Source organism: Pseudomonas sp. Irchel s3b5, assembly GCF_900187435.1.
GTDB lineage: Bacteria > Pseudomonadota > Gammaproteobacteria > Pseudomonadales > Pseudomonadaceae > Aquipseudomonas.
In genome coordinates this window covers 19,181-33,465 of record NZ_FYDY01000006.1, presented here as the reverse complement: position 1 = coordinate 33,465, position 14,285 = coordinate 19,181, and the positions used below count along the sequence as shown (strand labels likewise).

Annotated in this window: 13 protein-coding genes; 6 read left to right on the top strand and 7 right to left on the bottom strand. The window is 59.2% G+C overall.

Annotation, left to right across the window (positions count from 1 at the left end):
* Nucleotides 1-19: 19 nt before the first annotated feature.
* On the top strand, nucleotides 20-436 hold the full coding sequence (gene madL / locus CKW15_RS08775) for a malonate transporter subunit MadL (protein WP_053163237.1): 417 nt from the start codon (nucleotides 20-22) through the stop codon (nucleotides 434-436).
* Between the two features lies 1 nt (nucleotide 437).
* Nucleotides 438-1,202 (top strand): malonate transporter subunit MadM, encoded by a 765-nt coding sequence (gene madM / locus CKW15_RS08770; RefSeq protein WP_053163234.1) that lies wholly within the window; start codon nucleotides 438-440, stop codon nucleotides 1,200-1,202.
* Nucleotides 1,203-1,311: 109 nt separating this feature from the next.
* Here madM and CKW15_RS08765 read toward each other — a convergent pair whose 3' ends face one another.
* Complete coding sequence (locus CKW15_RS08765) at nucleotides 1,312-2,226, bottom strand: LysR substrate-binding domain-containing protein (protein WP_095057421.1); 915 nt, start codon at nucleotides 2,224-2,226, stop codon at nucleotides 1,312-1,314.
* A gap of 234 nt (nucleotides 2,227-2,460) precedes the next feature.
* Between CKW15_RS08765 and CKW15_RS08760 the strand changes: the two genes are divergently transcribed.
* Nucleotides 2,461-3,078 carry a hemolysin III family protein gene (locus CKW15_RS08760; protein ID WP_095057422.1) on the top strand — a complete coding sequence of 206 codons (618 nt, stop codon included), beginning with the start codon at nucleotides 2,461-2,463 and terminating at the stop codon, nucleotides 3,076-3,078.
* A gap of 83 nt (nucleotides 3,079-3,161) precedes the next feature.
* Here the strand turns inward: CKW15_RS08760 and CKW15_RS08755 are convergent, their stop codons facing one another.
* Together CKW15_RS08755 and CKW15_RS08750 are read right to left on the bottom strand one after the other, a co-directional pair.
* On the bottom strand, nucleotides 3,162-3,881 hold the full coding sequence (locus CKW15_RS08755) for a 16S rRNA (uracil(1498)-N(3))-methyltransferase (RefSeq protein WP_095057423.1): 720 nt from the start codon (nucleotides 3,879-3,881) through the stop codon (nucleotides 3,162-3,164).
* A gap of 179 nt (nucleotides 3,882-4,060) precedes the next feature.
* A complete protein-coding gene (locus CKW15_RS08750) occupies nucleotides 4,061-5,467 on the bottom strand; it encodes an adenosylmethionine--8-amino-7-oxononanoate transaminase (RefSeq protein ID WP_095152071.1) in 1,407 nt (468 codons plus the stop codon).
* A gap of 222 nt (nucleotides 5,468-5,689) precedes the next feature.
* Here CKW15_RS08750 and CKW15_RS08745 point away from each other — a divergent pair, with 222 nt between their 5' ends.
* Complete coding sequence (locus CKW15_RS08745) at nucleotides 5,690-7,414, top strand: flavin monoamine oxidase family protein (protein WP_095057425.1); 1,725 nt, start codon at nucleotides 5,690-5,692, stop codon at nucleotides 7,412-7,414.
* 408 nt (nucleotides 7,415-7,822) lie between these two features.
* Here the strand turns inward: CKW15_RS08745 and CKW15_RS08740 are convergent, their stop codons facing one another.
* Nucleotides 7,823-8,329, bottom strand: coding sequence for a hypothetical protein (locus CKW15_RS08740; protein WP_095057426.1), 507 nt, complete (start codon nucleotides 8,327-8,329; stop codon nucleotides 7,823-7,825).
* Between the two features lie 373 nt (nucleotides 8,330-8,702).
* On the opposite strand from CKW15_RS08740, the gene CKW15_RS08735 reads away from it, so the two are divergent.
* A complete protein-coding gene (locus CKW15_RS08735) occupies nucleotides 8,703-9,254 on the top strand; it encodes a cytochrome b (RefSeq protein WP_095057427.1) in 552 nt (183 codons plus the stop codon).
* A 32-nt stretch (nucleotides 9,255-9,286) separates the two neighbouring features.
* Nucleotides 9,287-9,874 (top strand): YceI family protein, encoded by a 588-nt coding sequence (locus tag CKW15_RS08730; protein WP_095152070.1) that lies wholly within the window; start codon nucleotides 9,287-9,289, stop codon nucleotides 9,872-9,874.
* Between the two features lie 399 nt (nucleotides 9,875-10,273).
* Here the strand turns inward: CKW15_RS08730 and CKW15_RS08725 are convergent, their stop codons facing one another.
* From CKW15_RS08725 to metF, 3 genes are all read right to left on the bottom strand, one after another.
* A complete protein-coding gene (locus tag CKW15_RS08725) occupies nucleotides 10,274-12,148 on the bottom strand; it encodes a DEAD/DEAH box helicase (RefSeq protein WP_095057429.1) in 1,875 nt (624 codons plus the stop codon).
* 225 nt (nucleotides 12,149-12,373) lie between these two features.
* A complete protein-coding gene (locus tag CKW15_RS08720; protein WP_095057430.1) occupies nucleotides 12,374-13,189 on the bottom strand; it encodes an ABC transporter substrate-binding protein in 816 nt (271 codons plus the stop codon).
* A 171-nt stretch (nucleotides 13,190-13,360) separates the two neighbouring features.
* Entirely contained in the window at nucleotides 13,361-14,206 is an 846-nt protein-coding gene (gene metF, locus CKW15_RS08715) for a methylenetetrahydrofolate reductase [NAD(P)H] (RefSeq protein WP_095057431.1), read from the bottom strand.
* Nucleotides 14,207-14,285: the final 79 nt, after the last annotated feature.

Sequence of the window (14,285 nt, the reverse complement as noted above, 5' to 3'; positions counted from 1 at the left end):
CACTTTGAGGACTACGACGATGATTATTTACGGTGTGGCGCTGTTGGCGATCTGTACGCTGGCAGGGGTGATCATGGGTGACATGCTCGGTGTGTTGCTAGGCGTGAAGTCAAACGTCGGCGGCGTCGGGATCGCGATGATCCTGCTGATCTGCGCACGGTTGTGGATGCACCGCCACGGCGGCATGACCAAGGATTGCGAACTGGGCGTCGGCTTCTGGGGCGCGATGTACATCCCGGTGGTGGTGGCGATGGCGGCGCAGCAAAACGTGGTCACGGCACTGCATGGCGGTCCGGTGGCGGTGTTGGCGGCGATTGGTTCGGTAGTGATCTGCGGTTGCACCATTGCCCTGATCAGCCGGACCCACAAAGGCGAACCCTTGCCCGATGAACCGGTGGATGTAACGCCGGTTGGCGCACCGGCAGGAGGTCGCTGATATGTGGGATCTCATCAAGAGCGGTCTGGAACACAACGGTCTGGTCACCGCATTCGCCTTTGTCGGCGTGATCATGTGGGTGTCAGTGCTGATTTCCAAACGCCTGACCTTCGGGCGCATCCACGGCTCGGCGATTGCCATCGTCATCGGCCTGGTGCTGGCTTGGGTCGGCGGCACAATGACCGGGGGGCAAAAAGGCCTGGCGGACCTGACGCTGTTTTCCGGCATCGGGTTGATGGGCGGTGCCATGCTGCGGGATTTCGCCATCGTCGCCACGGCGTTTGAAGTGCAGGCCACGGAGGCGAAAAAGGCTGGTTTGATCGGTGTGATTGCGCTGCTGTTGGGCACAGTGCTGCCGTTTATTGTCGGTGCTTGCCTGGCCTGGGTTTTCGGTTACCGCGATGCGGTGAGCATGACCACCATTGGTGCCGGTGCGGTGACCTACATTGTCGGGCCAGTGACCGGCGCGGCCATTGGCGCCAGTTCCGATGTGGTGGCGCTGTCGATTGCCACCGGTCTGATCAAGGCGATTCTGGTGATGGTCGGCACGCCGATGGCGGCGCGCTGGATGGGCCTGGATAACCCGCGCTCGGCGATGGTGTTCGGTGGGCTGGCCGGGACGGTCAGTGGCGTGACCGCCGGATTGGCGGCGACGGATCGGCGCCTGGTACCTTATGGCGCGTTGACCGCGACCTTTCACACCGGGCTTGGCTGCCTGCTCGGGCCTTCGTTGTTGTTCTTCATCGTTCGCGGGATTGTCGGCTAAACCGCGAGTTGTATTGCCTGGTCTGACGTCATCGCCGGCAAGCCGGCTCCTACAGGATTTACGCAGTCTTTGTAGGAGCCGGCGTGCCGGCGATGGGGGCAACACGGTTTCAAGCCTGCCGATTGGCGTACATCCGACATTCCGCCAGCAACGCAAGCAGATTCGGATCACGCTCCTTGGCTTTCAGGAACACCACGCCAATGTGTTGCTGCAACCGGTACTTTTCCTGCAATGGGATCAGCTTCACACGGTTCTCGTACACCGCCGCGATCCTTCCTGGCAGCAACGCATAACCGACGCCCGAACTGACCATGCTCAGCAGGGTGAAGATGTCGTTGACCTGCATCGCCACCTTCGGTTCGAACCCTGCCTGCTCGAATACCCGCTTGCCGTCCTGATGGGTGGCGAAGCCCTGGGTCAGGGTGATGAAGGTTTCGTCGCGAACCTCGGCCAGGTCGACTTCGGTTCGTTGGGCAAACTTGGAGTCGGCGGGTGTGGCGAGGAAGATGTCGTCGGAAAACAGCGGGATCTGCTCGCAATCCGGATCGTTGACACTGTCGTCCAGCGACACCAGGATCGCATCGACTTCCATGTTCTTTAGCTTGTAGAGCAGGTCGAAATTGGAGCCCAGAATCAGGTCGATGTTGAGTTCGCTACGGCGGATCTTCAAACCCATGATCAGCTGCGGCACGGTCTTCACTGTCAGTGAATACAGGGAGCCGAGTTTGAAGCGTTCGGCGGAGAACCCGGCGGCTTCGCGAGTCAGGCGCACGCTTTCGACGACATCCTGAATCAGCTTCTGCGCCCGCTCCTCCAGCACATAAGCGCTTTCCAGCGGTGTCAGGTTGCGGCCTTCGTGCTTGAACAACGGGCAGCGCAGGGCGCTTTCCAGGGAATGGATCGCCCGATGCACGCTGACGTTGCTGGTCTGCAATTCGGCAGCGGCCCGCGCCAGGTTGCCGGTGCGCATGAAGGCCAGGAATACCTCAAGCTTTTTCAGGGTCAACTCTTCATCGATCAGCATGGGGTGTGGCTCTTATTCGAATGCCTCGATTGTGCCTAATTCCATAAGCCCACGCAGGCCTTTGTAGGCGCTGGCTTGCCGGCGATAGCAATCTTGAAAGCAGCGCAAAATTCCATGGCCCCATCGCCGGTAAGCCGGCTCCTACAGGGGGATTTGTGTTCTGAAACATTGCGCTTTTACGCTTCAGGCCTGAGCCTTGCGTTCTGCGGCAATGAATTGCGAGGTGAGCAACCTATGTATCACGGGGAAAGACTGAACGCCTGGACGCACTTGGTCGGGGCGGTGGCGGCGACGGTCGGCGTGGTGTGGATGCTGGCGATCGCCAGCCTCGACGGCAGTCCATGGAAGATCGTCAGCGTGGCGATTTATGGGTTTACCTTGATGTCGCTCTACAGCGCTTCGACCGTTTACCACAGCGTGCGCGGGCGCAAAAAAGCGATCATGCAGAAGGTCGATCACTTTTCGATCTACCTGTTGATCGCCGGCAGCTACACGCCATTCTGCCTGGTGAGCTTGCGCGGGCCGTGGGGCTGGACGTTGTTCGGGACTGTCTGGGGGCTGGCGTTGATCGGCATCCTGCAAGAGATCAAACCGCGCTCGGAGGCGCGGGTCCTGTCGATCGTGATTTACGCGGTGATGGGCTGGATCGTGCTGGTGGCGGTCAAGCCGCTGTTGGTTGCATTGGGTATAGCAGGGTTTGCCTGGCTGGCGGCCGGCGGGATTTTCTACACCGTGGGCATTATTTTTTTTGCCCTCGATCATCGCCTGCGGCATGCCCACGGGATCTGGCATCTGTTCGTGATCGCCGGGAGCTTGCTGCACTTTGTGGCGATTTTCTTTTATGTCCTCTAGACCGCATCGCAGCCTTCGCCAGCAAGCCGGCTCCTACAGATGCCTTTGATCTTCGTAGGAGCTGGCTTGCCAGCGAAAGGGCCCTAGAAGTCACCCCAAAGCTGCTGGGCCACCGCCAATGCCACCACCGGCGCGGTTTCGGTGCGCAACACGCGCGGGCCGAGGCGGGCAGCATGAAAGCCGCTGACCTTGGCCTGCTCGACTTCCGCATCCGACAACCCGCCCTCCGGCCCGATCAGAAACGCCAGGGTCGCAGGCTTGGCGTGGCTGACCAATGGCTCCGCCACCGGATGCAGCACCAATTTCAATTCGGCTTCAGTCTGTTTCAACCAGTCGGCCAGCAGCAACGGCGGATGGATCACCGGCACTGTGGAGCGGCCACATTGCTCGCAGGCGCTGATTGCCACCTGACGCCAGTGCAGCAAGCGCTTGTCGGCGCGCTCGTCCTTGAGCCTGACTTCGCAACGGTCGCTGAAGATCGGCGTGATTTCGCTGACACCCAGTTCGGTGGCTTTCTGAATCGCCCAGTCCATGCGCTCGCCACGGGACAAACCCTGGCCGAGATGGATGTGCAGCGGCGACTCGACCTGGCCGGCAAAACTGTCGTCAATCTGCACCACGACGCGCTTCTTGCCGACCTCGACCAGCGTGGCGCGAAACTCCTGGCCCGAGCCGTCGAACAGTTGCAGCGCGTCACCCTCGGCCATGCGCAGCACGCGGCCGATGTAATGGGCCTGGGCCTCGGGCAGTTCGTGCTCGCCGATGCTCAGGGGGGCGTCGATAAAGAAGCGGGACAGTCTCATGCTGGGTCTCTGTAAAAGGTGCAAATCATCTGAAGGTCGTACCGACCTTATCGCTGGCAAGCCAGCTCCTATAGGTTAGGTGCCGCACACAAAGTTTGTGGAACACACCAACCCTTGCAGGAGCTGGCTTGCCAGCGAAAGCGGTCTACCAGATCCAACAGGATTACGGTTGAATTCAATCAACCCGGATCGCGGAAGCCGGGATGGAAATCCTTCGGCACCGCCACGCTGACGCTGTCGCGGGTGGCAATGTCGATGCCTTCGCTGGCGACTTCGGCGAGGAAGTCGATCTGCTCCGGGGTGATCACATACGGCGGCAGGAAATACACCACGCTGCCCAACGGCCGCAGTAATGCACCGCGCTCCAGCGCATGCTGGAACACCTTCAAACCACGGCGCTCCTGCCACGGATAGGCTTCTTTGGTTGCCTTGTCCTTGACCATCTCGATGGCCAACACCATGCCGGTCTGACGCACTTCGCTGACATTCGGGTGATCGACCAGATGCGCAGTCGACGACGCCATGCGCTGCGCCAGGGCTTTGTTGTTCTCGATGACGTTGTCTTCTTCGAAGATGTCCAGCGTCGCCAAGGCTGCCGCGCACGCCAGCGGATTGCCGGTGTAGCTGTGGGAGTGCAGGAAGGCGCGCAGGGTCGGGTAGTCGTCGTAAAACGCGCTGTAGACCTCGTCGGTGGTGATACATGCCGCCAGCGGCAGGTAACCGCCGGTCAGGGCCTTGGACAGGCACAGGAAGTCCGGGCGGATGCCGGCCTGTTCATAGGCGAACATCGTCCCGGTACGGCCGAAGCCCACGGCGATTTCGTCGTGGATCAAGTGCACGCCATAACGGTCGCAGGCTTCGCGCAGCAGCTTGAGGTACACCGGGTGGTACATGCGCATGCCGCCGGCGCCCTGGATCAGCGGTTCGACGATCACGGCAGCAACGCTGTCATGATTCTCTGCCAGGGTCTGTTCCATGGCCGCGAACATGTTGCGCGAATGTTCTTCCCAGCTCATGCCCGCCGGTCGCAGGTAGCAATCGGGGCTCGGCACTTTGATGGTGTCCATCAACAGCGCTTTGTAGGTTTCGGTGAACAGCGGCACGTCGCCGACCGACATCGCCGCCATGGTTTCGCCGTGGTAGCTGTTGGTCAGGGTGACGAAGCGCTTCTTGTTGGGTTGTCCACGGTTGAGCCAGTAGTGAAAGCTCATTTTCAACGCCACTTCGATGCAGGACGACCCGTTATCGGCGTAGAAGCACCGGGTCAGGCCCTCCGGCGTCATCTTCACCAGGCGCTCGGACAGCTCGATCACCGGTTGATGGCTGAAACCGGCGAGGATCACGTGCTCCAGCTGATCGACCTGATCCTTGATGCGCTGGTTGATCCGCGGATTGGTGTGACCGAACACATTGACCCACCAGGAACTGACCGCATCGAGGTAGCGCTTGCCTTCGAAGTCTTCCAGCCAGACGCCTTCACCGCGCTTGATCGGGATCAGCGGCAGTTGTTCGTGATCTTTCATCTGGGTGCAGGGATGCCACAACACCGCGAGGTCGCGTTGCATCCACTGATTATTCAGGCCCATTTTCACTCTCCTGGAGACGGTCCGAGACAAGCGCGGACAAACAATCGGGCAAGCCTATGCAATGCGTGGCACGGGGACAACCCATTGCGTGGATTGAGCTACTTTGTATAGGTCGATAGACGCCGCTGGCGGCGTTTTGAAGGCTGACGTATTCTTCGCCGTTCTTGGGCCGTCTGGCTCGCAAAAACTGCTGTTTTCTCTTGTATTTCCGGAGTTCGCTGAATGTCTGTCGGTTGGCTGCGCGCCTGTGCGCTGGTGATGTTGGGGCTGTTCAGCGTGTCTGCGCTGGCCAAGGATAAAACCGCAATCGTGATCGGCGGCGGGGTCTCGGGCCTCACGGCGGCTTACGAGCTGCAAAACAAGGGCTGGCAGGTCACTTTGCTGGAAGCCAAGTCGAGCCTGGGCGGTCGTTCCGGCATGGCCACCAGCGAGTGGATCGGCAACGACAAGACCCAGCCGGTGCTGAACAAGTACGTGTCGACCTTCAAGTTGAGCACGACGCCAGCGCCTGAGTTCGTGCGGACCCCCGGCTATCTGATTGACGGTGAGTATTTCTCCGCCGCCGACCTGACGACCAAGCAACCGGCCACTGCCGAGGCGCTCAAGCGCTACGAAAAAACCGCGGACGACCTGGCGCGTTCTATCGACGACCCGCAGAACCCGGCAGCCAACAGCACGCTGCACGCCCTGGACCAGATCACCGTGTCCAACTGGCTGGACCGCCTGAACCTGCCCGCCACGGCCCGTCAGTTGGTGAACCAGCAGATTCGCACCCGCTATGACGAACCTTCGCGCCTCTCGTTGCTGTACTTCGCCCAGCAGGGCCGCGTTTACCGTGGCGTGTCCGACCGTGACCTGCGCGCTTCGCGACTGGTCGGTGGCAGCCCGGTGCTGGCCCAGGCGTTCGTCAAGCAACTGAAAGCCATCAAGACCAGCTCCCCGGTCTCGGCCATCATTCAGGAAAAGGACGGCGTGACCGTCAAAGTCGGCAGTGTCGGCTATCAGGCGGATTACGTGGTTCTGGCCGTGCCGTTGCGCGCCCTGAACAAGATTCAGATGACTCCGGCGCTGGACGCCCAGCACCTGGCAGCGATCAAGGGCACCAACTACGGTTGGCGTGACCAGATCATGCTGAAGTTCAAGGCCCCCGTGTGGGAAAGCAAGGCGCGGATGTCCGGTGAGGTCTACAGCAACACCGGCCTCGGCATGTTGTGGGTCGAGCCAGCCCTCAAGGGCGGTGCCAACGTGGTGATCAACCTGTCGGGTGACAACGCGCGGGTAATGCAGGCGTTCGGCGACAAGCAGATGGCCGACCAAGTGTTGATTCGCCTGCACACGTTTTATCCACAGGCGCGTGGCTCGTTCACTGGTTATGAAATCCGTCGCTACAGCACCGACCCTTCGATGGGTGGCGCCTACCTGGCCTTCGGCCCGGGCCAGATCAGCAAGTTCTGGCGCCTGTGGGAACGTCCGATCCAGCGTGTAGCTTTTGCCGGCGAACACACCGACACCCTGTACCCGGGCACCCTGGAAGGCGCATTGCGCACCGGTCAGCGTGCGGCCGATCAGGTTGAAGACATGGCCGCGGGCAAGTCGTTTGAACCGGCCAAAGTGCTTCCGGCAGCCGCGGCATCTGGCGCAGCGGCGGCGAAGAAGGGCAACTTCTTCAGCAACCTGTTCGGTGGCTCGGATGAAGCCAAGAAACCAGAACCGGTCAAGGCACCTGAGCCAGTTGCACCGCCAGCTCCAGCACCTGCCCCGGCTCCAGTCGAAGCACCGAAGCCTGCTGCGGCACCGGCCAAAGCCGAGCCAGCCAAGAAAGCCCCGGCGAAGAAGCCAGCCGCCAAGACCGACGTGAAAAAAGCCCCGGCCAAGAAAGCCGAGCCGGCGAAGAAGCCAGCGGTTAAACCCGCAGATGCACCGGCAACGGATGCCAAGGCGCAGTAACGTTCAGGCGTAAAAAAGCGCGGCTCTTGAGCCGCGTTTTTTTTGCTTATCTATCAAGCGTGAGGCACCCGGCTATACCCAAGCAGTAACCAGGAATCGCACAATCCATCATCCGTTCCTACACGCTTCGGCGATATATCAGATACTTCCCACAAAAGCTTCGGAACGAAATGATGGACAAGGTCAGATTCTTAATTTTATGCTCTTCTGATAACGGGAGAGTATATGAAATCACTAGCAGTAATAATCGTGTTGGTTGCGCTTTCTGGCTGTGCAAACAGTGAGTGGTTTCCTAAGGGGTACGGTCACGAGCTAACCTATAAATGCGATATTAATCCGTACGATCCTGATTGTTTACAACCGCCTCCGGTTTTCAAAAGTTCTTAATTTTGTTAGTGGCTTACGCCGTTACAGCGGGCCTAATGAGAAATTCCAAGTCCAAATTTCCTTATCCTTAAATAAAATCTTGATTGGTTTTGCCTTGGGAATGCGACCAGGGACGAATCCAAAGCGGGCCCAGCACACGCTACCTGTACGTTGATCGTAGATGACCAAATTCCCATCATCTTGCATAACCATACACGTGTTGTACCAAAGCGATTTATCAATGCTGTGGTTGCTGTTAGCAATCCATAGGCGCTTTCTGGACGGATCATAAAGAAACCCATTGTTGCTGATTACAAACATCAGGCGCTCGGACATTTTTTTTCGATAGGTAGTTAAGCTGTAAGGCTGACGGGCATCTGCAAACCAGATTACAGCGCCATTGTCGGTGATGACTAAATTTCCATCAGCTTGCAATACCAATCGAAATCGTCCGTTCTCTGACATCAGGTACTGTCCTGCCGTCATCATTTGATTAGTAGGAAGTACCGGGGAGCCGCTCCCATGGAATGGTGTGTAAGTAATAGCCATGTTTTTACCTTGATCGATGAGTTTGGAGCCCTCATTCAATCAGGTTGAAAGTCGGCAATGGCGATACATATTTATAGCTTTTCCAAGTAGGGGCGAGCTCGCTCCTACAGGATCCATCACTGATCGCTACCGGGCGCCTGATCCGGGTTTATTTTGCCCGGAGAAAAAATGCGAGCAGGCATCGAATAAACCTTTCGATGCAGGTGTTTTCTGCTGTGTATTCACTTTTTTTCACAATTTCGGCTTTAATCTTTCCTTAACTTGCTTGCTTCAGGCTCTTGATCGCATTTTTCGATATTTCAAAGCGAAATTTTCGGCTTTAAATCGATAGATAAATCGATAGTCTTGGGCCAGCACTTACAGGATCTAGGCAATGCAGCTACGAAACTCTACTTCCCGTTACGGTTGGATCAGCATCGTCATGCATTGGGGTGTAGCGCTGGCGGTATTCGGTTTGTTTGCTCTCGGGCTGTGGATGGTCGGTCTCGACTACTACAGCACCTGGCGCAAAGACGCACCGGATCTGCACAAGAGCATCGGCCTGGTGTTGCTGGGTGTGATGGTGCTGCGGGTGCTGTGGCGCTTTATCAGCCCACCGCCACCGACCTTGTCGAACTACAGCCGCATGACGCGCCTTGGCGCCAGTTTCGGCCATGGTTTTCTGTATCTCAGTCTGTTCGCTGTGATGATTGCCGGTTACCTGATTTCCACCTCAGAAGGTGTCGGGATTCCGGTGTTTGGCTTGTTTGAAGTCCCTGCGCTGGTATCCGGTCTGCCGGACCAGGCAGACATCGCTGGTGCGATTCACCTCTATCTGGCATGGGCGCTGGTAATTTTTTCCGGCCTCCATGCGTTGGCAGCATTGAAGCACCACTTTATCGACCGTGATGTGACCCTCAAGCGAATGCTGGGTCGCAAAGCCTGAAACTCAACCTCGACTCCAAAGGAAAACAAAGCATGTTGAAAAAGACTCTGGCCGCTCTGGCAATCGGTTCGGCCCTGATGTCCGCCGGTAACGTGATGGCCGCTGATTACGTGGTCGACAAAGAAGGCCAGCACGCCTTCGTCGACTTCAAGGTCAGCCACCTGGGCTACAGCTACATCACCGGTACTTTCAAGGACATCGACGGCAAGTTCAGCTTCGACGCCGCCAAGCCTGAAGACAGCAAGATCGAGTTCAACGTGAACACTGCCAGCGTGTTCACCAACCACGCCGAGCGTGACAAGCACATCTCCAGCAAAGACTTCCTGAACGGCAGCAAAGCCACGTTCGTTTCCACCAGCGTCAAATCCACCGGCAAGAACGCCGCGGGCAAGGACACTGCTGACGTAGCTGGCGACCTGACGATCCTCGGCGTAACCAAGCCAATCGTGGTCAAGGCCACTTTCCTGGGTGAAGGCAAGGATCCGTGGGGCGGCTACCGTGCAGGCTTCGAGGGCACTTTCAGCCTCAAGCGTTCCGATTTCGGCAAGCAGAAAGACCTGGGTCCAGCGTCTGACACTGTTGAAATGTACGTATCCATCGAAGGTGTGAAAGCGAAGTAATGCTGAGACCGTAGGAGCCGGCTTGCTGGCGATAGCGTCTTCCGCAACACAGCAGAACCGAGTTGCTGGCGATAGCGTCTTCCGCAACACAGCAGAACCGAGTTGCTGGCGATAGCGTCTTCCGCAACACAGCAGAACCGAGTTGCTGGCGATAGCGTCTTCCGCAACACAGCAGAACCGAGTCGCTGGCGATAGCGTCTTCCGCAACACAGCAAAACCGAGTCGCTGACGATAGCGTCTTCCGCAACACAGCAGAACCGAGTTGCTGGCGATGTCGTCTTCTGCAACACAGCAGAACCCGAGTTGCCCCATCGCCAGCAAGCCGGCTCCTACAGGTTATTCGCCATAAAAAATGCCCCGGTTCTTTCGAGCCGGGGCATTTTTTATTACTGCGTTAAATCAGCGATTGCGGGTCAGCAATGCCGGTTTTTCGCCGCGTGGACGGCTTGGCAGTTGATCCAGCTGCTCAGGTGTCGGGAAGCGGTCAGCCTTCGACTCCTTGTGCATGATCTTCGGTGCCGGACCGCGCGGGTTCTGCACGGCAGGCTCCGAACGCGGTTGATCGTCACGGGCCGGGCGGCGATTGCGTGAGTCTTCACGACGCGCCTGACCGTCACGTGGCGCACCGCTGCGTGGACCGCTGCGTTTGGCGGGCGGCGTACCGGTGCTGGCACCGTCGCTGCTGCGTGGACCACTTTGACGCGCACCCTGTGGCTTGCCGGTGCGTGGAGTGCCCGAGCCTGCGGCGGAGCCTTGTGCCGGAGCGCCCGGACGGCGGCCACGGCCTTGAGCAGGTTTTTGCTGCGGCACGTAGTCGACGCGGTTACCGAAGTTATCGACATCGTCGTCCAGGAACTCGTCCGGTGCACGATCAGCAGCGGCGCGTGGCGGCTGCGACGGCTGACGCTGTTCACGGGCCGGAGTGCCTTCGCGAGGCTTTTGCTGACGGGCAGGACGCTCGCCGCGTTCGGCCGCCGGTTTTTCCTTGCCCTTGTCCTTGCCTTTGTCCTTGCGACCGCCGCCACCACCACCGCCGTTCGGACCGTCGCCGCGCGGGCCACGTGGATTGCGCGGGTTGCGGATGTCCGGACGCTCGCGTACTTCGGGCTTTTCAGCCTCGATGGTGCTGGCATCGAAGCCCATCAGGTCGCCGTCGGCGATTTTCTGCTTGGTCATGCGTTCGATGCTTTTCAGCAGTTTTTCTTCGTCCGGGGCCACCAGCGAGATCGCCTCGCCCGAACGACCGGCACGGCCGGTACGGCCGATGCGGTGCACGTAGTCTTCATCGACGTTCGGCAGTTCGAAGTTGACCACGTGTGGCAACTGGTCGATGTCGAGGCCGCGGGCGGCGATGTCGGTGGCAACCAGGATGCGCACGGAGCCGGCCTTGAAGTCGGCCAGGGCTTTGGTGCGGGCGTTCTGGCTCTTGTTGCCGTGGATCGCGACGGCGCTGAGGCCGTGCTTGTCCAGGTACTCGGCCAGGCGGTTGGCGCCGTGCTTGGTGCGGGTGAACACCAGTACCTGTTCCCAGGCGCCAGCGGTGATCAGGTGCGCCAGCAGCGAACGCTTGTGGCTGGCCGGCAGACGGAATACACGTTGTTCGATGCGCTCGACCGTGGTGTTCGGCGGCGTGACTTCGATGCGTTCCGGGTTGTGCAGCAGCTTGCCGGCGAGGTCGGTGATGTCTTTGGAGAAGGTCGCCGAGAACAGCAGGTTCTGGCGTTTGGCCGGCAGACGGGCCAGGACCTTCTTCACGTCATGGACGAAGCCCATGTCGAGCATGCGGTCGGCTTCGTCCAGCACGAGGATTTCCACGTGGGACAGGTCGACGCTGCCTTGACCGGCCAGGTCGAGCAGACGGCCAGGGCAGGCCACCAGCACGTCAACACCACGGGACATGGCCTGAACCTGCGGGTTCATGCCGACGCCACCGAAGATGCAGGCGCTGACGAACTTCAGGTCACGGGCATAGACCTTGAAGCTTTCATGCACTTGCGCCGCGAGTTCGCGAGTCGGGGTCAGGACCAGTACGCGCGGTTGGCGCGGGCCGTGACGCTGGGATTTGTCCGGGTGACCGTTGGGGAACAACCGCTCCAGGATCGGAAGGGCGAAACCGCCGGTTTTACCGGTACCTGTCTGTGCCGCAACCATCAGGTCGCGACCTTGCAACACGGCGGGAATGGCCCGCTGTTGCACCGGAGTAGGCTCGGTATAGCCCGCTGCCTCGATGGCGCGGACTAAAGCCTCGGAGAGACCGAGGGAAGCAAAGGACATGAGTAATCCTGTTCTAAGTTAGGGCTTGGCCCAATGGGAGTCTTGCCTGGCGCGAATGGCGTTTAAGAAGAACGCAATCCCGTCCGGTCCTGCTTCGGTCACGAAGGTTCGTCTGGAGCGCTCGCGCGGGCTGCAAAGCTGCGCTGTAGCGGGGTCGAGATGCCTTTAACGATTCCGAGCGTCCGGGCGTGAGCCTGGCGGGAAGGCCGGAGTATAACAGAGCAATCACTGCGCGCTGCTTTCATGCTGCTCAACGGCTTTTTCCGTGGAAGCGGTGGTTTTATCGTTCTTCACGTTGATGGCCGGCCCCGCGCCGTAACGCGCGCTCAATTCGGCGTAGGCGGGTTCGCGCTTGAACCGTTTGAGTTCCGCGCCGAAACGCTGCACCAGCAGATCCATGCCGGCGTTGCGCCGCACGGCGAGATACTGGCTTTGCTGGCTGATGACCATCGGGTTTTCGGTGATCCTGTCACGAATCTTCAGCTCGTCGAGCAAATGCTGGCCGACCCGGCGATCGGTAATCAACAGGTCGATCCGGCCGCGCACCAGCTTGCCGAAGTTGGCTTCATGGCTCGGTGCCGGTTCGCGGGTGAACAGCGTCGAGTCGCTGAAATCCTTGCTGTAGAGGTAACCCGGTGAGGTGCCGATGGTCAGGCCGCGCAGGTCTTCGAGCGTGCGAAACGGATACGGCCGGTCATTGGCGTAGAACATCACGAACTGCACGTCGGAAAGAGGTTCGCTGGGGTAGAGCAGGGTCGCGTCGCGTTCGTCGCTGTGGAAAATGTCCAGTGCGCCATCGGCCTGGCCGGATTCGAGCATCGACAGGCAACGTTTCCACGGCAGGAACTGCCATTCGACTTCGATGCCCAGGCGTTTGAACACGATGGCGGTGGTTTCGTAGTCGAGGCCCTGTGGTTTGCCGCTGTCCTCATAGACGTAAGGTGCCCACGGCTCGGTGACAATGCGCAACTTCTCGCCCTGGGCGGCAAAGCTCAGGCAAGTGAAAACAAGCACGGCGATTAACTGTGTGATCAAAGGCATGGGCTGAGATTACGACGAGAAACCGGAAAGAGCCAGAAACCGACGGCAGATGCTCTAACTCCGTGGGTTGGCGCACAATTACAGTGCGTTAAAAGCAAAAGATCGCAGCCTTCGGCATCGCCTGTAGGCGCTGCCGAAGGCTGCGATCTTTTGATCTTGCTTGAGCGACTTTTAGCGCGGCAACTTCAGGTTGTTCCACACCGCCAGGCTCGCTTCAGCCTGATTCAAGGTGTAGAAGTGCAAGCCCGGAGCGCCACCTTGCAGCAAGCGTTCACACATCTCGGTGATGACTTGCTCACCAAAGCCTTGAATGCTTTGGGTGTCGTCGCCGAAGGCTTCCAGTTGCTTGCGGATCCAGCGCGGGATTTCCGCACCGCAGGCATCGGAGAAGCGCGCGAGTTTGCTGTAGTTGGTGATCGGCATGATGCCTGGCACGATCGGGATATTCACGCCCAACGCCCGTACACGCTCGACAAAGTAGAAGTAGCTGTCGGCGTTGAAGAAGTACTGGGTGATCGCACTGTCGGCGCCGGCGTTGGCCTTGCGCACGAAATTGGCGATATCGTCTTCGAAATTGCGCGCTTGCGGATGCATTTCCGGGTACGCGGCAACTTCGATGTGGAAATGATCGCCGGTCTCTTCACGAATGAATTCAACCAGGTCATTGGCGTGGCGCATTTCGCCGCTGGCCATGCCCATGCCCGAAGGCAGGTCACCGCGCAGCGCTACGATGCGCTTGATGCCGGCTGACTTGTACTGGCCCAGCAGGCCGCGCAAGTCATCCTTGCTGTCGCCTACGCAAGACAGATGCGGGGCGGCAGGCACTTTGATTTCGCTTTCGAGCTGCAACACGGTGTTGAGCGTGCGATCACGGGTCGAGCCGCCAGCGCCGTAGGTGCAGGAAAAGAAATCGGGGTTGTAGGTGGCCAGCTGACGAGCAGTGGCGAGCAGCTTTTCATGCCCAGCATCGGTCTTCGTCGGGAAGAACTCGAAGCTGTAGCGACGATCTTGGGACATGGTCATACCCTTTAAAACGCGTAAGCCTGTGAGCCGGTTTGCCCGCAATCGCCAGCAAGCCGGCTCCTACAGGATTTGC